The sequence below is a fragment of the Tessaracoccus sp. MC1865 genome, from assembly GCF_017815535.1.
In the GTDB taxonomy this organism is placed as follows: domain Bacteria; phylum Actinomycetota; class Actinomycetes; order Propionibacteriales; family Propionibacteriaceae; genus Arachnia.
In genome coordinates, this window is record NZ_CP072596.1 from 34,623 (window position 1) to 53,342 (window position 18,720).

Sequence of the window (18,720 nt, forward strand, 5' to 3'; positions counted from 1 at the left end):
CACGTCCATGGACATCCACGTCTCGAAGCGCGGCGCCGACTCCAACGAAGGCACCCCTGAATCCCCCCTCGCCACCCTCAACAGGGCCGCCGCGCTCGCCCGCCCCGGCGACACCGTGGTGGTGCACGAAGGCATCTACCGGGAGTGGGTCAAGCCCCCGCATGGCGGCCTCAGCGACAACCGGCGCATCACCTTCACCGCGGCCCCCGGCGAGCACGTCGTGCTCACCGGCTCCGAGGAGGTCACCGGCTGGGAGTCCGTCGGCGACGGTGTCTGGCGCACCGTCGTCGACAACGCACTCTTCGGGGAGTTCAACCCGTACGCGGAGGTGATCGCGGGCGACTGGCTGGTGCGACCCTCCCAGGACGAACCCGAGCTGCATCTGGGGGAGGTCTACCTGGGTGGCAGGGCCCTCCTCGAGGTGCCCTCGCTGGACGACGTCCGGCACCCGGGCCCACAGGAGACCATCGTCGACGACTGGACCGGCATTCCCCAGGCCGGCACCGAAGCGCCGAGTCGCCTGGTCTGGCATGCCGAGGTCGACGATGACCACACCACCATCCACGCCCACTTCGGCGACGCGGACCCCCGCAACGAAACCGTCGAGATCAACGTGCGCCGCTCGGTCTTCTACCCCGAGGCCAACCACGTCGACTACATCACGCTGCGCGGCTTCGAGATCCGCCACGCAGCCACCCCCTGGGTGCCCCCGACCGCTGACCAGCCCGGCATGGTGGGCCCCAACTGGGCGAAGGGCTGGATCATCGAGGACAACGTGCTGCACGACTCCAAGTGCTCCGCGATCTCGCTGGGCAAGGAGGGCAGCACCGGCCAGAACTTCGCCACGGTGCGCAGGGACAAGCCCGGCTACCAGTACCAGCTCGAGTCGGTCTTCGTCGCCGAGGACTACGGCTGGAGCCGGGAACGGATCGGGTCGCACGTGGTGCGCCGCAACACCATCTACGACTGCGGCCAGAACGGGGTCGTCGGTCACCTGGGGTGCGTGTTCTCCACCATCGAGGACAACCACATCTACAACATCGGCATCCGCCGCCAGTTCTACGGGCATGAGATCGGCGGCATCAAGCTCCACGCGCCGATCGACGTGCAGTTGATCGGCAACCACATCCACGACTGCTCGCTCGGCCTGTGGCTGGACTGGCAGACCCAGGGCACCCGCATCTCCGGCAACGTGTTGCATTCCAACAGCCGCGACTTCTTCGTCGAAGTCAGCCACGGGCCCTACATCGTGGACCACAACGTGTTCGGCTCCCCCGTCTCGCTGGAGAACTTCAGCCAGGGCGGCGCCTACGTCGGCAACCTGTTCCTCGGCAGCCTGCGGATCGAGCCCGTCCTCGACCGTGCGACGCCGTACCACCGGCCGCACAGCACCCGCGTCTCCGGCTACGCCGTCATCGTCGGGGGCGACGACCGGTTCATCGGCAACGTCTTCGGCGGCGACCCGCAGCGCGAGAACTACCGCATCGAACTGCCCGAGGCGGCGGAGGCGGGCTACGGCACGGCTGTCTACGACGGCCACCCGGCCAGCTTCGAGGACTACCTGCAGCGCACCGGAGTGCGCTCCGGCGACCACCGCCGCTTCACGGGGATCAAGCAGGCCGTCGTGGCCCGCGACAACGTCTACCTCGGCGCCGCACGGCCCTTCGACGGTGAGACGAACCCGGTGCAGATCGACGGGGGCCGGATCGACCTCCGGGTGGACGACGACGGTGTGGTCACCGTCGTCTCGGACCTCCCGGCCGACGCCCGCCGGGCTGAGGTGGTCACCAGTTCCGAGTTGGGCCGCGTCCGCTTCGTCGATGCAGATTTTGAGGGGCCCGACGGCTCCGAACTCGTGCTTGGACCCGACGCTGGGAGCGTCGTGGCGTCGCTGCCCGCTGGTCACCACACCGCTGTCCTCTGGCCCCGGAAGGAGTCACTGTCATGACCACCATCTACAACGATCCCGCGGACTTCACCGACGATGCGGTGGCAGGGTTCGTCGACCTCTACGCAGATCGGGTCCGGGCCGTCGTCGGAGGGGTGGTGCGCGCCCAGCGGCCGGCCAAGCCCAAAGTCGCCGTCCTGGTGGGCGGTGGCTCCGGCCACTACCCGGCCTTCGCCGGCGTGGTCGGCCCCGGTTTCGCCGACGGCGCGATCATCGGCAACCTGTTCACCTCGCCGTCGGCCTCCCATGCCTACTCGGTGGGCCGGGCCGCCCACTCGGGCGCCGGGGTCATCTACACCTACGGCAATTACGCGGGCGACGTGATGAACTTCAGTGCGGCGGGCGAGCGACTCCAGGCTGAGGGCATCGACGCGCGCCAGGTCATCGTCACCGACGACGTGGCCAGCGCCGGCGCCCACGAGAAGGACAAGCGCCGCGGGATCGCGGGCGACTTCGTGGTGTTCAAGGTGATGGGAGCCGCCGCGGAGCGCGGCCACGACATCGACGAGGTGGAGCGGCTCGGCAACCACGCCAACGAGCTGACCTTCAGCATCGGGCTCGCCTTCTCTGGGTGCACCTTCCCGGGCGCGGACCATCCCCACTTCACCGTCCCCGAGGGAAAGATGGGCTTCGGGCTGGGCATCCACGGCGAGCCGGGGCTCAGAGACGTGGACTGGCTGCCGGCCAACGATTTGGCGGACCTCATGGTGGACCGGCTCCTCGAGGAGCGACCCGCCGGTGCTTCCGGCAGGGTGGCCCCCATCCTCAACGGCCTGGGCTCCACCAAGTACGAGGAGCTGTTCCTCCTCTGGGGCATCGTGGCCGCGCGGCTCCGCGACCACGGGCTCGAACTGGTGGGCCCCGAGGTGGGAGAACTGGTCACCAGCCTCGACATGGGCGGGGTGTCCCTGACGTTGTGCTGGCTGGACGACGAGCTCGAGGAGCTCTGGCTGGATCCGGCCGACACCCCGGCGTGGAAGCGCGGCAGTCTCGCGGCTGAACGGGTGGCCGCGGGCGATGCACCGGCGGCCGAGGAGGCCGATGTCGTGGAGGTGCCGGTGGTGGGCTCCGACGCCTCGCGTGGGGTGGCCGAGACCGCCGTCGCCGCGCTCGAGAGCATGAAGCGCGTCCTCCACGAGGCCGAGGAGGAGTTGGCACGCATCGATTCCGTTGCCGGTGACGGCGACCACGGCCGCGGCATGGTGCGCGGGGTCGGGTTCGCCACTGACGCTGCGCGCACGGCCCTGGCCGACGGATGGGGCGCCGCCGGAGTCCTCGCCGCAGCAGGCGACGCCTGGGCGGACAACGCCGGTGGCGCCTCGGGCGTGCTGTGGGGGGCGGCGCTGCGGGCCCTCGGCGCCGCGTTCGGCAACGAGGAACCGGTGGATGCGCGCAGGCTCGCGGCGGCCATCGGGGCTTATGTCGAGGCCATGACAGCCCTGGGCAAGGCAGAAGTGGGGGACAAGACCATCATCGACGCGGCCGTCCCCTTCCGCGACGCGCTGGCCGCCGCCGCCGAACAAGGCAGGGACGCGGCCGACGCCTGGGCGGAGGCCACCGCGGTGGCCAAGGAGGCCGCGGACGCGACCGTTTCGCTGACCCCCCGGAAGGGCCGCGCGAGGCCGCTGGCTGAGCGCAGCGTCGGCCATCCCGACCCGGGAGCCGTCTCTTTCGCCCTGTGCGCGCAGGCCGTCTCCGCTGTGCTCACGAAGTAGGAGGGGAAATCATGGGGTACAGAATCGTGCTTGCGGCAGACCAGGCCGGGGTGGGTTACAAGGACGCCATCGCGGCCCTGCTCGCCACGGACGACCGGGTGGACGCGGTCATCGACGTCGGCGTGAAGGCCGACACGGACCCGACCGCCTATCCGCACCTCGCCGTCGAGGGCGCACGCCTGATCGCGGCCGGGGAGGCGGACCGCGGGATCTTCGTGTGCGGCACAGGGATGGGCGTGGCGATCGCCGCCAACAAGGTGCCGGGGGTCAGGGCCAGCACCGCGCACGACTCCTACTCGGTTGAGCGTCTGGTGAAGTCCAACAACGGCCAGGTGCTGTGTCTCGGGGAGCGGGTCATCGGACGCGAGTTGGCGTTGAAGTTGGTGTCGGAGTTCCTCGGCCACGTCTTCGACCCGGAGTCGCCGTCCAACGAGAAGGTGCACGTCATCGAGGCCTATGAAGAGGAAGAGAAGGAGTCATGACCGCGACGCACGACGTCCGGCGCGATTTCGGCCTGCCCATCGCGCCCAGCAGGGGCCGGTGGCGGCCGCTGGGGATCCGCGACGTCGACATCACGGGCGGATTCTGGGCTGAGCGTCAGTCGCTGAATGCCTCCACGTTGATCGCCCACGCCCATGACTGGATGGAGAAGGTGGGGTGGATCGCGAACTTCACCTGGGCGGTCGAGGGCACCCTGCCCGAGAAGCGCCGTGGCAGAGAGTTCTCGGATTCAGACGTCTACAAGCTGATGGAGGCCATGGCGTGGGAACACGGCCGCACCGGTTCAGCCGAGATGAATGACCGCTTCCAGTCCCTCGCCCAGCGGATCCTCCCCGTTCAGGAGGAGGACGGCTATCTCAACACGAAGTTCGGCCGGCCTGGCCAGGAGCCGCGGTACAGCGACTTCGAATGGGGGCACGAGCTTTACTGCTTCGGGCACCTCATCCAGGCCGCCGTCGCCCGGGCGAGGACGTTCGGCCGGGACGGCTTCGTCGAGATGGCCATCCGCGCCGCAGACCACGTCTGCCGGGAGTTCGGTGAAGACGGCAGGGACGCGATCCCGGGGCATCCCGAGATCGAGGTCGCGTTGGTGGAGTTGGGCCGGCTGCTGGGCGACGACCGGTACCTGCGGCAGGCCGCACTCTTCGTGGAGCGACGCGGGCATGGTCGTCTGGCCGACATCGAGTTGGGGCGCAGCTACTACCAGGACGACGTGCCGGTGCGTGAGGCCACCGTCGCCAGGGGGCACGCCGTGCGGGCGATGTACCTCGCCGCGGGCGCGGTGGACGCTGCCGTGGAACTCGACGACGTGGAACTCCTCGAGGCCGTCAAGCTGCAGGTGGTCAACACCATCGCCCGGCGCACCTATGCCACCGGTGGCATGGGTTCGCGCCACACGGGCGAGGCGTTCGGCGAGGACTTCGAGCTGCCGCCGGACCGGTCCTACTCCGAGACCTGCGCGGGCGTCGCCGCGATGATGGTCAGCCAACGGCTGCTATTGGCCACGGGTGAAGCACGGTTCGCCGACCTGATCGAGCGCATCCTCTACAACATCCTCGCCACCTCCACGGCCGAGGACGGGCACAGCTACTTCTATGCGAACACGCTCTACCGGCGCTCGCCCGGGTCGCCGCCGGAGGTGGACGTCCCCAGCCCCCGGGCAGATTCGTCCCTTCGCGCTCCCTGGTACGACGTGTCCTGCTGCCCCACCAACGTCTCGCGCACGCTCGCTTCGCTCGGCTCCATGGTGGCGACGACGGACGACGGTGGGGTCCAGATCCACCAGTACCTGCCGGCCCAGATCCGGGCCGTCGTCGACGGCGAACCGGCCGAGCTCGAGATGTCGACTCGCTATCCGGAGGACGGCGTCGTCCGGGTGGCCGTCCGCCGGGCTCCGAGCTCCGGGCTGCGGGTCGAGTTGCGGGTTCCCGAGTGGGCCGGCGAGGCGTCCCTGGACGTCGGCTCCGGTCCTCGGTCCGTCGGGCCGGGCTACGCGGTGGTCGAAGCGGCGCGGCCCGGCGACGAGATCGTCCTCACCCTGCCGATGCAGGCGAGGTGGGTCTTCCCGGATCCCCGGATCGACACGATCACCCACCAGGTCGCCGTCGCCAAGGGCCCGAGGATCTTCGCGCTCGAATCCACGGACCTCGGCGCCGAGGTGGCCCGGGCCCAGGTGGATGTCAGCGCCGGGATCGTCGACGGGGCGGAACCGTCCGTCACCATTCGGCTCACCGAACCGGCCCACGCAGAGTGGCCCTACGGGGAGGCGCCCCAGGAGGCTGCCGGGGAGCTGCGGCAGACCGTGCTGATCCCCTACCACCGGTGGGGCAACAGGGGACCCGCAACGATGAGGGTCTGGCTGCCCCGGGCGGAGTAGCGCCCTGCCGGTTCTGGTCCAGCCGGGTTGAGGCCCGAACGACGCATCCCCACCGCGGTTGCGGTGGGGATGCGTGTGTCCGGTCCGGGCAGGCCGGAGATTGGTTACCGGATGGCGGGGGAGCCGAACAACACGATGTTGTTGAACACCCACGCGTTGTCCTGGCTGAACCGGTAACCACCCGAAGCCCGCGGTGTGGCGGTGTAGACCGTCACCAGGGCGTACGAGCGGCAGCCGTTGCGGCCGGTGTTCGCCGTGTCACACTCGGTCCTCCAACGCCGTCCGTCCGTGGCCGTCCAGCTGCCCGTGTTCGCCAGCGGGTTGGCGCCCCAAGCCTCGCGGGTCATGAACGGCAGGTACGTCAGGTTGTTGAACGCCCAGCCGTTGGTGCGGATGAACTTGCCGTCCTTCATCACCACGACAGTGGCCCAGATATCCGTGCGGCAACGCTCGGTCTGCGAGTAGACCTCGCAGATGGTGTTCCACTCACGCCCGTTGAGCTTGTGCAGGCCCGGCATCGTGTACGGGGCCGTGCGCTGGAACTTCGCGGGGGCGGCGACGGTGGCCGTCGTCACCTGGACGACGCCCGAGGTGGAGCCGATGAACGACGATGAACTCGGCGTGAACACAGCGCTGAAGCTGTAGGTCGTGCCGTGGTTCAGGCCCGTCGCGTTGAATGTCGCGATGCCGTGCTCAACCTGCACCGGTGCACCGATGGTGCCGTTACCGCGTCGGAACTGGACGGTGCCCACTGCATCGTCAGGCAGCACCGTGGCGGTCAACAGCACCGAGTTCTGCGTCGGTGTGCTGGCAACCAGCTTGGTGGTCGTCTCGCGGGCACGCGAGTCGACGAAGGTGTGGGTCCACGAGGTGGTGACACCGTCGGCGATGACGTAGCCGGGCAAGGCCTCGGCGGTGATGGTGACCTCGCCGGCGGTCTGGTTGTGAGTCCCGGCGGCCGTCACGACGCCGTCGACCAGGAAGCGGACTCCGGTGACGCTCGGGATCGTGATGGTGCCGCCGTTGGTACCCGCGACATCTGCGAAGGTCGGCGCGGTGACCTCAGTGACCACGATCGGTGCCGGGGCATCCGTGGTGACCTGGACCGTGTTGGAGGTCGAGGCGGTGAACAGTGCCGGGTTGGTGGGTGTGAACACGGCGGTGAAGGTGTAGCCGGTGCTCGGGGTGAGTCCGGAGACGGTGTAGCTGGCCGTGCCATTGACGAGGGTGACCGGCGATCCGATGTCGGTGGTCCCGTTCCTGAATTGGACGGTGCCGACTGCGGTGTTGGGTGTGACGGTGGCGGTCAGGGTGGCGCTGTTGTGAGTGATGTTGCTCGCTGCCAGCGTGGTGGTGGTGGTGACTGCGGGTGCAGCCGTGGTGGTGACCGGAACCTGGTTGGAGGTGGAGGTCGTGAACAGGGCCGCGTTGGTGGGTGTGAACACGGCGGTGAACGTGTACCCGGTTTCGGGGGTGAGCCCGGCCGCCAGGTAGCTGGCGGTGCCGTTGGTGACGGTCACCGGTGTCCCGAGCTCGGTGGTGCCGTTCATGAATTGGACGGTGCCGACGGCACCGGTGGGTGTCACGGTGGCGGTGAGCTCGACGCTGTTGTGGGTCGGGGTGCCGGCTGTGAGTGTCGTGGTGGTGGTGACTGCGGGTGCAGCCGTGGTGGTGACCTGGACGGCGTTTGAGGTGGAGGTCGTGAACAGGGCCGGATTGGTGGGTGTGAACACGGCGGTGAAGGTGTACCCGGTTTCGGGTGTGAGTCCGGTGGCCTGATAGGTGGCGACTCCGTCAACCACGGTGACCGCGCTGCCGATGTTGGCCCCGTCCTTCGTGAACTGGACTGTGCCTGCAGCGGTGTCGGGCGCAACGGTTGCTGTGAGCGTGGCGCTGTTGAACGTCACGTTGCTTGCCGCGAGCGCGGTTGAGGTGGCGCCAGCCGGCACCGCCTTGGTCGTCACCTGGACCCCGCTGGAGGTGGAGGTGGTGAACAACAGCGGGTTCGTCGGAAGGAAGACCGCAGTGAAGGTGTAGCCCGTTTCAGGGTTCAGTCCGGTGGCGGTGTAGCTGGCGGTGCCGTTGGTGACGGTGACCGGTGTCCCGAGCTCGGTGGTGCCGTTCATGAATTGGACGGTGCCGGCCGCGCCGGTGGGTGCGACGTTGGCGGTGAGCTCGACGCTGTTGTGGGTGGGAGTGCCAGCCGTCAGAGTGGTGCTCGTTTCCGTTGCCGGTGCCGGGTCAGTCGTGACCTGGAGCGGGGCGGATGTCGACGCGGCGAACTGCAATGGGCTCGTCGGCGTGAACACCGCAGTGAAGGTGTATTGCGTATCTGGCGCCAATCCTGTGACCAGCAGCGAAGCCTCGCCGTTGACCAAGGCCGTGACCGTGCCGATCGGCTCCCCGTTCATCGCGAACTGGACCGTGCCGGCGGCGTTGGCGGGTGCGACGGCGGCCGTCAGCGTGAGGCTGTTGTGCGTCAGCAGACTCGCGGTCACGGTTGTTGTGGTGGACGTCGGCGGCGCGACCGTCGTGGTGACCTGAACCTCATTGGAGGTGGAGGTCGTGAACAGGGCCGCGTTGGTGGGTGTGAACACGGCGGTGAAGGTGTACCCGGTTTCGGGGGTGAGCCCGGCCGCCAGGTAGCTGGCGGTGCCGTCGACCACGGTGATGGCGCTGCCGATGTTGGTGCCGTCGCGCTTGAACTGGACGGTTCCGACGGCGTTGTTCGGGGTCACGGTGGCGGTGAGGGCGGCGCTGTTGTGAGTGATGTTGCTCGCTGCCAGCGTGGTGGTGGTGGTGACTGCGGGTGCAGCCGTGGTGGTGACCTGGACGGCGTTTGAGGTGGAGGTCGTGAACAGGGCCGGGTTCGTCGGGGTGAACACGGCGGTGAAGGTGTACCCGGTTTCCGGGTTGAGTCCGGTTGCGTTGTAGGTGGCGGTGCCGTTGGTGACGGTGACCGGTGTCCCGAGCTCGGTGGTGCCGTTCATGAACTGGACGGTGCCGGCCGCGCCGGTGGGTGCGACGTTGGCGGTGAGCTCGACGCTGTTGTGGGTCGGGGTGCCGGCTGTGAGCGTCGTGGTGGTGGTGACTGCGGGTGCGGCCGTGGTGGTGACCTGAACCGCGTTTGATGTGGAGGTCGTGAACAGTGCCGGGTTCGTCGGGGTGAACACGGCGGTGAAGGTGTACCCGGTTTCCGGGGTCAGGCCGGTGGCGGTGTAGCTGGCGGTGCCGTTGGTGACGGTCACCGGTGTCCCGAGCTCGGTGGTGCCGTTCATGAACTGGACGGTGCCGGCCGCGCCGGTGGGTGCGACGTTGGCCGTCAGGGTGACGCTGTTGTGGGTCAAGGCGCTGGCGGCCAGCGTCGTGGTGGTGGCCGTTGCCGGCGGGACTTCGGTGTACGGCAGGTTGACCGAGCGCAGCACGGGGGTTGCGTTCACGTCGGTGGTGCCCAGGGTGGCGCGGTACTGCAGGTAGCGGCCGGTCAGGCCGACGGCGGCGCCGTCGGAGATGGGCGCGTACTGCGTCCAGGTCGCGTCAGGCGTTGCGGTGTTGCCGGAGCGGATCTCGAGGTTCAACGAGGTGCCGAGGGGCAGGGTCGCGTCGTAGTCGAGGGTGCCCCACTCCGCGGGGCCACCCGCGTCATGGATGCGGGACTCGAAGACGCCGTTGGTGACGTACGGCGGCCACATCGTGAGCGAGTCCACGACGACGGTCGCTCCGCCGGTGTTGTAGTCGCTCGCCAGCGGACGCATGGCGTCCGTGATGGCGACATCCTGGGTGTGGACGACGGCGCCGTCGATCCAGAAGATGACCTGGCCCGCCAGCCAGTCGATGCGGTAGGTGTGCTCGCTGCCGATCAGGGACCCGGTAAGGGCCGTGTTCACGGCCGTGCCGTTGTTGTTCGTACGTGCGTACAGGGTGTTCGTGCTCTGGTTGGTGCTGAAGATCGCCCACCGGGCGACGTCGTTCATGTCGACGCCGAAACCGACGTGCTGGAAGCCAGCGGCGCCGAAGGTGGCGACGAATTCGATGGACCTTCCCGGTCCGTACATGGCGTCAGGGGTGCCGTAGGCGAGGAGCGCACCGTCGACGGTGGCGACACCGCCGGCGACGGTGGCCGTGCCCCCGGTCCAAGGCGTGGTGTTCCAGCCCGTGGGCACAGTGGTCCCGGAGAAGCCCTCCACCAACGCCGGCGCGAGGGTGACTTCACCGCCGGACTGGTTCGTGACAACGGTTCCGACGTGGGTGCCCGCGGTGAAGTGGGCGACCGTGGTGTCGGTGGCCATGGTGGGCGCCGCGGCGGTGGTCACCTGGAGAGGTGCCGATGTCGAGGCGGTGAACAGCGCCGCGTTCGCCGGCGTGAAGGTGGCCGTGAACGTGTGGTTGGTCGACGGCGCGAGGCCGGTGGCCGTGTAGCTTGCGCTGCCATTGACCACCGTCACCGGTGCGCCGATGTTGGTGGCACCGTTCTTGAACTGGACGGTGCCGGCGGCATCGTTCGGTGTGACCGTGGCGGTCAGTTCCACGCTGTTGTCGGTGGGAGTGCCCGCCGCGAGCGTGGTGGTGGTGGTCGTGGCCGTCGCACCTTCTGTGTACTGCAGGTTGACCGAGCGCAGCACGGGGGTTGCGTTCACGTCGGTGGTGCCCATGGTGGCGCGGTACTGGAGGTAGCGTCCGGCCTGGGCCACGACGGCGCCGTCGGCCACAGGCGCGTACTGCGTCCAGGTGCCATCAGGGGTTGCGGTGTTGCCGGTGCGGACCTCGAGGTTGAGCGAGGTGCCGAGCGGCAGGGTGGCGTCGTAGTCCAAGGTGCCCCACGTCGCCACTGCTGCGGCGTCGTGGACGCGCGACTCGAAGACGCCGCTGGTGGCGTACGGCGGCCACATGGTGGCGGAGTCCAGCATCAGAGCCGGTCCGCCCACGTTGAGGTCACTGGCCACTGGACGCATGCTGTCGGTGATGGCGACGTTCTCCGTATGCACGATGACGCCGTCGACCCAGAAGACGACCTGGCCCGCCAGCCAGTCGATGCGGTAGGTGTGTTCGCTGCCGATGAGAGACCCGGTGAGTTGGGTGTTCACGGCCGTGCCGTTGTTGTTGGTGCGTGCGAAGAGGGCGTTCGTGCTCTGGTTGGTGCTGAAGATCGCCCACCGGGCGACATCGTTCATGTCGACACCGAAACCGACGTGCTGGAATCTGTCCGCGCCGAAGGTGGCGACGAACTCGACGGCCCGGCCCGGCCCGTACATCGCAGCAGTCGTGCCGTACCCCAGCATCGCCCCGTCGACGGTGGCGATTCCGGTGCCGACAGTGGTGCCGCCGCCGGCGCCCCAGGCGGTGGAGTTCCAGCCGGTGGGCACAGTGGTGCCTGAGAAGCCCTCATCCAGCGCCGGGGCGAGGGTGACCTCGCCGCCGGCCTGGTTGGTGACGACTGTTCCGACGTGGGTGCCCGCGGTGAAGTGCGCGACCGTGTCGTCGGTGGCCATGGTGCCCGGTGTCTGGAACGACAGGGGGGCGGAGGCCGTCGCCGGGAAGGTTGCGCTGTTGGAGGCGGCGTCGGCCGAGACGACGCGGTAGTAGTACGTGGTCGACGGTTCGAGGCCCTGAAGCGTGATGGCATGGGCGGTCACCAGCGAGCTGGATTCGGCGACCTGGTTCAGCGAGGCCGCGGAGGTGCCGTAAAGCACCCGCGTGGTGGCCGGCTCGTCGGTGGCCCACGTGATCTCTGCCGTGCCGTTGGTGGCTGGGGCGGCCGCGACGTCGGTGATCACCGGTGCCGTGGTGTCCTCACCGTAGGAAGCTACGTAGGAGCCTGCGGCAGCCGGGAAGAAGGCATACCGCACGCCCTTGATGGTCTGCTCTGTGGTCTGTACGGGCTGACCGGCCATCGTCAGGGCCTCTAGGGTGCCCTGGGCGCCCTTCACCGGGAGCATGGCACGGAGGCCGTTGGCCCCCGAGGCCACGTCGATGGTGAACGAGAGTTGGCCGGAGGCGAACGCGAGGTTCGTGAACGACGAGGCGTTCCTCCCGTCGGTCCACGTCAGCAGCTGCTGGGCGGTGATGACGGGCACACCGCGGGTCTTGGCCGCGGCAACGATGTTGGCGTTGATCGGTTCGCTGGAGCCGTCGCTGTGGATGTTCGCCACGAAGGCTCCGTAGTACCCTTCGGCGCCCAGTGCGCGGTCCATGAGCGTCTCCGCGGTGTACGGGTACGACTGGCCGGACTCGTCGGTCATCTGGGTGGTGGCCTGGTAGACGTCGATCAGCTGGCCGTCGGCGTCGGCGAATCGCTGGGCGAAACCGGAACCGGTGAACATGCCGGGGGTGTTGGCAACCCACTCGGGTGGCCAGAAGTAATAGTTGGTGTCGAGGTTGACTCCGGTCTTCAGGAGTTCCTCCGGCACGTCGGTCCAGCCGATCCATGCGATGCAGTGGTTCCTGCTGGTGTTGGGCGGGATGAGGCCCGGGTAGGTGTTGGCGAGGGCGGCGTTCTGGGTGGCCAGGATGGAGGCGTACTGAGCTGCGCTCGGGCTGGTGCAGTCGGTGTTGGGGTGCAACGCTATCTCGAAGCCCATGGCCTGGTAGGCGAGCGCCTGAGCCTGCGTCATGTGGTTGTTGCCGGGGTAGATGTAGGCGGTGGAGCGGATGCACTCCCAGTCGCCCACGGAGCAATTGGGCGTCGATGCGGCGATCTCCTGATCGAAGCGGCCGTCGACGCTGCCACCGTTGTGGTTGTCAGACGTCATGACGATGGCGGCCTTCTCGTCCCGCGGCAGGTACCAGAGTCGGGGAAGCGGCATCGCGTCAGCCGTCGCTGAGGTGATGAGGTTGGCCAGCAGGCGCTGTTGTTCGTCGGCCTGCGGCACCGCGACGCGGCTGAGGTCCACCCAGTCCGGTTCAGCGCCACCGTAGAAGAGGTCGTTGCTGCGGTTGGGGCCGGCCTGGCCGTCGCGGTTCTGGTTGATCCATGCCGGGTTGCCCTGGCGGGTCAGCACCACGGATTCGGCCAGGTCGAAGGTGAACGCGGAGGCGGAGCCGCCCAGGGCCCCCACCGTCCGCATGGTCACGGCGGGATTCGAGGTGGGCGCGGTGGCGGAGCTGTACAGGCCCGCGACGACACGGGTGCCGGCCGCAGCGGTGTACCGGTCGGCGGTGCCGTGGAACTGCATGGTCATGCCGGCGATGCCGGCGCCAGGCGAGGACGACGTGTCGACCTGCAGGTAGGCGTTGGCCAGCGTGCCCACTGCGGGAACCAGGCCGAGCAGCGGTGCCAGGGCGGGGTCGGGCCGCATGGCGACAAGGTCGCCTCCTGCGTTGACCCAGGCGGTGATGGCGTCGACTTCGGTCGTGGTGAGGGAGGTCTCGCCCAGCACCAGAGTCTGGTAGTCGGCGAGGCCCGCGGCGGTGAGGCTGGCGCGGGATCCGACGGCGAAGAGGTTGAGGCCCTCAGCGCGCATGATCTCTGCGAGGTAGGTGCCGTGCGATCCGGTCCCCGTGACCACCAGGACGGGCCCGCCAGGGCCGGTGTTCGGGTCCGGGCGGTCTGCGGGCGGGGTGAACGTGGTGAAGTTCCAGGTGACGTCTGCGGCGAGGTCGTTGCCGGCCAGGTCCTGGATGCCGGTGGCGCCGCCCCGCACGGTGACGCTGTAGGTGGTTCCGGCGGTCAGCGACTCCGTGGGGTTCAGCACCACGGCGCGCGAAGCCTCGTTCCAGGTCACGGCGGCGGGGACGGTGACGTTGCCCGGGCCGCGCAGCAGCACCGTGGCGGTGGTGACCGACGCGGGGTCGAGCCGCTCGCTGAAGCCGACGGTGACGTTGGCGCCCAGCGAGACGTCTGTCGCGCCAACCCCGGGGGAACGGGAGATGACGGTGGGCGCGGTGACGTCCGGGCCGACGACGGCGGTCGCGGCGAACCACACGTCGACCAGGTAGTTCGAGCTCCCGAACGTCTGGGTCGGGAAGCCTCCGGGGCCATACAGGTAGACGCCGTTGGCGCCGTCGGTGCCATCGGCCAGTGCGGTCAGCGGCGCGCTGGAGATCGCCGTCGTGAACGGCACTCCGGTCGCGTAGTTGCCGTTGGGGGCGTGATACGAGGCGACATAGGTGGTGTTGGCCGTGATCGGGACAGGGTTGTCGAAGTACGCCTGCTGCCAGCCGGTGGCTGTCTCGCCGGCGAAGGTCACGGTGGCGAGCGGTACGCCCGCACTTGTCCACAGCGTGCCGACGTGGGTGCCGGTGTTGCCGGTGGTCTTGTAGAAGCGGAGGCCGGTGATGTACCCGTCGATGTCCGAACGGAACTTCATGCCGAGCTCTGTGGCTGCTGCATCGTTCTCCTGGGTGCCGGTGACGGCGGTCCCGAAGATCGAGCACGGGCTGACCTGGTCGCACACCTGGTCGGCGGTGCCGAAGGTGCGGGACGCGACGACGCCCAGGTTGGCGGAGTCGTCCACGGCGCGTGCCCGGATGGTGATGTTGCCGGCAGTGGGCTTGTTGAAGGAGTACTGCCAGGTGGTGGTGCCGGTGGCGCGGTTCCAGGTGGCGCCGCCGTCGACGGAGATCTCCACGGCCGCGACGACACCGCCGGTGTCGGCAGCGGTGCCGGTGACGTTCACCGTGCCGCCGGGCAGGTCGGCGCCCTCAGCGGGCGTGGTGATGGTGACCGTCGGACCGGTGGCGTCCGTCGAGGCGGTGGGCATGACGAGCCCGCTCTGGAGCGAGGTGGGTAGGGCGCCCATGTCGGCGAGCAGGTTGGCCGTGGCCTGCTGCTGCGTTGCGTTCTCGGTTGCCTGCGGCGTCGACGTGCTGGAGTCGAGACCCCATGGCCACTGGACGGTGCCGGCGCCGAAGACGAGCGCGCCCGAGTCGGCGCGATAGAGGCTCATGTTGTGGAACTCGCCGTTGATCTGGGTCGACGACAGCAGGATCCGGCCGTCGGGGTAGTACTGGTTGAACTCGGCCTGTTCAGGGTCCCACTCGTAACCGACGGTGCCCGGTGCAAGGGTGGCCTCGGCGTTGCCGGTGAGGCTCGCCACAGCGGTGTTGCGCCAGAACCGCAGCGGGGCGAAGCGGGCCGGGACCTTCATGGCCACGGTGTCGTCGCGCCAGCTGATCTGGCCGGTGAGGGAGTTCTCTGGCGTGGAACCGGGCGCCTCGCGCCACAGGCCCGTCCAGACGTCGCTGGGGTCGCACTGGTAGTTGTCGTAGCAGTTGTAATGCTCGTCGGAACCGGCGGCCGCGCCTTCCTTGTAGGTGACCTGCGTGCGGAAGTCGTCCTCCCAGCGGATCTTCCAGTAGACCTCGTTCGCGCTGAAGAACGCCAGGTTGGTGCCGGCGTCGCGGGCTGCCTCGACGGCGTCGCGCTGCTCCTGCGACCAGTACTCGTCGTGTCCGACGGAGAGGAAGGCGTCGTGTTGCTGGATGAGGTTCCCGCGGCGGGCAGTGTCCACGTTCGTGGTGTAGCTGACGTCGTAGCCGTTGCGTTCCAACCACCGGAGCATGGGGTATTCGGAGTTGAAGAGGTAGTTCTCGGGCTCGGTGCCGCGGGTCTGGAACGGCCGGTTGAAGCTCACCTTGTGGGCGTGCTGGGTGCCGCTGTAGCCGTAGAGGTTGTAGCCGCCGTAGGCGTTGTAGGACTGCCACGTGGTGGTGGAGGCCTGGAAGAACACCTCTGAGGTGCTGGCGTCGTCACGCACGATGAAGGGGATGTGGCTGGCGAGATCTCCGCCGACGTCCTCGCGGGTGGGCCGGGCGATGTAGATGCCGGACACTGCGTCGGCCGGCACCGCCCACGACGCCGATGGGCTCCAGTTCCCACAGTCGAGCAGGTTTTCGGGGGCGGGTTCGGCCAGCTGGCATTCGGGCTGGTTGACCAGGGTGGGGTTGTCGATGGTGGCCACCTTCCGGGCACCGTCCCCGTCGTACCAGCCCAGCCGGTAGATGTCGATGCGGTAGTCGGTGGAGGGCGTGTCGATCTTGAAGCCGACGGTGCCGCCCACGTTGACGCTGATGTCGGTGGCGAAGCCCTGGATGGTGTCTGACCCGTACCCGTCGACGTCCCACTCAGTGGCGGGACTGCCGGGGAGTTGGTTCTCCGCGACGATCTGGTCGCCGGGCGCAGCCACCACCGGGCTCGGCGGGGCCGCCCAGAGCTGGGCCATCAGCACGGTGGCGATTCCAATCGCGATCCTGCGGCTGTGCCGTACGGGACGAGGATGTGTGGGCGTCGACATCGGTGTCTCCCTCAGAGGTGCCCGGCGTTCGCGAACCTTTACCGCAGGTCAGCCCGGGAACGCAATCATGACACAGGAAACTCGTGTTTTGGGTTGGAGGGAAAGTATTTTTCTCCCGTGAAATGGCTGTGGCTAGCGATGGAAGTGGAACGTGCCCTGTCAGTGGCGCATTGCAGGGGTTTCAGGAGAAGCAAACTACCGCGTCGTGGTTTCTTGGCTCAGGCCGCGGGAGGGTCAGATGACGGCGACTGCCGGGCCGCGGGATCCCTAGGATGGTCCGGTACCCCTTCGAGAGTGAGGCGCCATCCATGGCCACGACCATCCATCTGCGGGCCGACGGTGTCTCGCTCGTGCTGACCACCGACGGCGGGCTGCCTGAAGTCAGGCACTGGGGGGCCGACATCGGCGAGGTCACGGCAGCGGATATGCAGGCCATGCTCGGCGCCGCCGGCTACACGGCCGAGCACAACGCCATCCTGGCGCCGCTGCGCGTCGGGCTGCTGCCTGAGGCGCGTCATGGCTGGATGGGCACGCCCGGCCTGGTCGGCTCCCACGACGGCCGCGGGTGGACGCCGGCCTGGGAACTCGAGTCGGCCACCGTGGACGGCGCCGACGTGGAAGACGGCTTCACTGCAGCCGGCCCCGGCGCGGTGGTTTTCACCGCCACGGCACCGGACGCGGAGTTGACGCTGACACTGCGCGTCGAGCTGCTGCCTGAGGGGCTCGTCCGGGCACAGGCCACCGTCGGCAACACCGGTGAGGACGCCTTCACCGTCGACCAGCTCAATCTCGCGCTGCCCATCCCCAACCGCGCCGCTGAGGTGCTCGACTTCGGCGGCCGCTGGGCGTCCGAACGCGTGCCCCAGCGCTTCGACCTCACCATCGGCACCCACCGCCGGGAGGGGCGCCGCGGGCGCACCGGGCACGACGCCGCCTACATCCTGCACGTCGGCGAGCGTGGCTTCGGCTACGAGGGCGGCGAGATCTGGGCCGTCCACACCGCCTGGAGCGGCAACCACGTCCACTACGTGGAACGCGTCATGCCGGGGGTCCAAGTAGTGGGGGGCGGCGAACTGCTGCTGCCCGGCGAGGGTCGCCTCACGGCGGGGGAGAGCTACACGTCTCCCTGGGTCTACTTCAACCACGCGGCCGGCCTCGACGCGCAGGCCTGGCGCTTCCACCAGTACCTCCGCTCGCTCCCGGTCCACCCGGACAGCCCACGCCCGGTCACCCTCAACTCGTGGGAGGCCGTCTACTTCAACCACGACGCCGGGCACCTGAGCAAGCTCGTCGACCGGGCCGCCGACGTCGGCGTGGAGCGCTTCGTCCTCGACGACGGCTGGTTCGGCGCCAGGCGCGACGACACCGCCGGCCTCGGCGACTGGGTGGTGAGCGCCGACGTCTACCCCGAGGGACTCCATCCCCTCGTGGACCACGTACGGGAACGGGGCATGCAGTTCGGCCTCTGGTTCGAGCCGGAGATGGTCAACCCGGATTCCGACGTGGCGCGTGCCCATCCCGAGTGGATCCTCCAGCCCGCGGGTCGCCTCCCCGGTCAGTGGCGCAACCAGCAGGTGCTGAACCTCGCCGTCGACGACGCCTACCGCCACGTCCGTGACCAGGTCTCGGCCGTCCTCGCCGAGTACGCGGTCGACTACGTGAAGTGGGACCACAACCGCGATCTCGTCGACGCAGGCTCGGCCGTGGACGCCGGGCGGCCGGGCGTCTCCGCGCAGACCCGCGCGTTCTACCGACTGCTCGACGAACTGCGGGAACTGCATCCGGACACGGAGTTCGAGTCGTGCAGCTCCGGCGGCGCCCGCATCGACCTCGAGGTGCTGCAGCGCGTCGAGCGGGTCTGGGTCTCCGACAACATCGATCCCCACTCGCGCCAGCGCATGCTCTGGTGGACCGGCCAACTCCTGCCGCTCGAACTGATGGGCAGCCACATCGCGTCCGGCCAGTCACACACCACGGGCCGCAGCCACAGCATCGAGTTCCGCGCCGCTACCGCGCTCTTCGGCCACCTGGGTATCGAATGGGACCTCACGCAGGCCACCGAGGAGGAGCTCGGGGCGCTGCAGCTCATCATCGGCTTCTACAAGCAGGTACGTGAACTGCTCCACACCGGCCGCCTGGTCCGCGTCGACATGGGCAGCCCCCACCTCTTCCTGAAGGGTGTGGTCACCCCGGCGCGGGCGCTGTTCTCCCTCGCCGTGATCGACGAGCCGATGATGCCGGAGCTCGGCGAGATCCGGCTCCCAGGGCTGGAGCCGGACTCCCGGTACACGGTGTCCCTGGCCGGGCTGGGCCACGAGCTGGGCGTCATGACGGGCCGCCAGTTGGCGAGCGTCGGCATCCGGCTGGCCGGCCGCTTCCCCGAGGTGGCACTGCTGATCGACGTCGAGCGGGTGTGAGGGAGCCCACCGCACTGTGGGGGGACAGGGC

At 68.8% G+C, this 18,720-nt stretch carries 6 protein-coding genes; 5 read left to right on the top strand and 1 reads right to left on the bottom strand.

Annotated features, from left to right (window positions below):
• The first annotated feature begins 7 nt into the window (after positions 1-7).
• Genes J7D54_RS00160 through J7D54_RS00175 form a run of 4 tightly spaced genes read left to right on the top strand, consistent with a single transcriptional unit; the run spans position 8 to position 6,040 of the window.
• Positions 8-1,948 (top strand): right-handed parallel beta-helix repeat-containing protein, encoded by a 1,941-nt coding sequence (locus J7D54_RS00160; protein WP_182763068.1) that lies wholly within the window; start codon positions 8-10, stop codon positions 1,946-1,948.
• Positions 1,945-3,663 carry a dihydroxyacetone kinase family protein gene (locus J7D54_RS00165; RefSeq protein ID WP_182763067.1) on the top strand — a complete coding sequence of 573 codons (1,719 nt, stop codon included), beginning with the start codon at positions 1,945-1,947 and terminating at the stop codon, positions 3,661-3,663. Before J7D54_RS00160 ends, J7D54_RS00165 begins: the two co-directional genes overlap by 4 nt.
• Positions 3,664-3,674: 11 nt before the next feature.
• Complete coding sequence (locus J7D54_RS00170; RefSeq protein WP_182763066.1) at positions 3,675-4,145, top strand: ribose-5-phosphate isomerase; 471 nt, start codon at positions 3,675-3,677, stop codon at positions 4,143-4,145.
• Complete coding sequence (locus tag J7D54_RS00175) at positions 4,142-6,040, top strand: glycoside hydrolase family 127 protein (RefSeq protein ID WP_182763065.1); 1,899 nt, start codon at positions 4,142-4,144, stop codon at positions 6,038-6,040. Before J7D54_RS00170 ends, J7D54_RS00175 begins: the two co-directional genes overlap by 4 nt.
• 104 nt (positions 6,041-6,144) lie before the next feature.
• Here J7D54_RS00175 and J7D54_RS00180 read toward each other — a convergent pair whose 3' ends face one another.
• Positions 6,145-16,200: a N,N-dimethylformamidase beta subunit family domain-containing protein gene (locus J7D54_RS00180; RefSeq protein ID WP_255433575.1), complete on the bottom strand. Its 10,056-nt coding sequence runs from the start codon at positions 16,198-16,200 to the stop codon at positions 6,145-6,147.
• A gap of 380 nt (positions 16,201-16,580) precedes the next feature.
• Here J7D54_RS00180 and J7D54_RS00185 point away from each other — a divergent pair, with 380 nt between their 5' ends.
• Complete coding sequence (locus J7D54_RS00185; protein WP_182763063.1) at positions 16,581-18,689, top strand: alpha-galactosidase; 2,109 nt, start codon at positions 16,581-16,583, stop codon at positions 18,687-18,689.
• Positions 18,690-18,720 lie beyond the last annotated feature (31 nt).

Bases quoted from the DNA above. Each gene is read 5' to 3' on its own strand.
- J7D54_RS00180 (WP_255433575.1), bottom strand. From the start codon at position 16,200: ATGGCCCAGCTCTGGGCGGCCCCGCCGAGCCCGGTGGTGGCTGCGCCC.
- J7D54_RS00170 (WP_182763066.1), top strand. From the start codon at position 3,675: ATGGGGTACAGAATCGTGCTTGCGGCAGACCAGGCCGGGGTGGGTTAC.
- J7D54_RS00160 (WP_182763068.1), top strand. From the start codon at position 8: ATGGACATCCACGTCTCGAAGCGCGGCGCCGACTCCAACGAAGGCACC.
- J7D54_RS00175 (WP_182763065.1), top strand. From the start codon at position 4,142: ATGACCGCGACGCACGACGTCCGGCGCGATTTCGGCCTGCCCATCGCG.
- J7D54_RS00185 (WP_182763063.1), top strand. From the start codon at position 16,581: ATGGCCACGACCATCCATCTGCGGGCCGACGGTGTCTCGCTCGTGCTG.
- J7D54_RS00165 (WP_182763067.1), top strand. From the start codon at position 1,945: ATGACCACCATCTACAACGATCCCGCGGACTTCACCGACGATGCGGTG.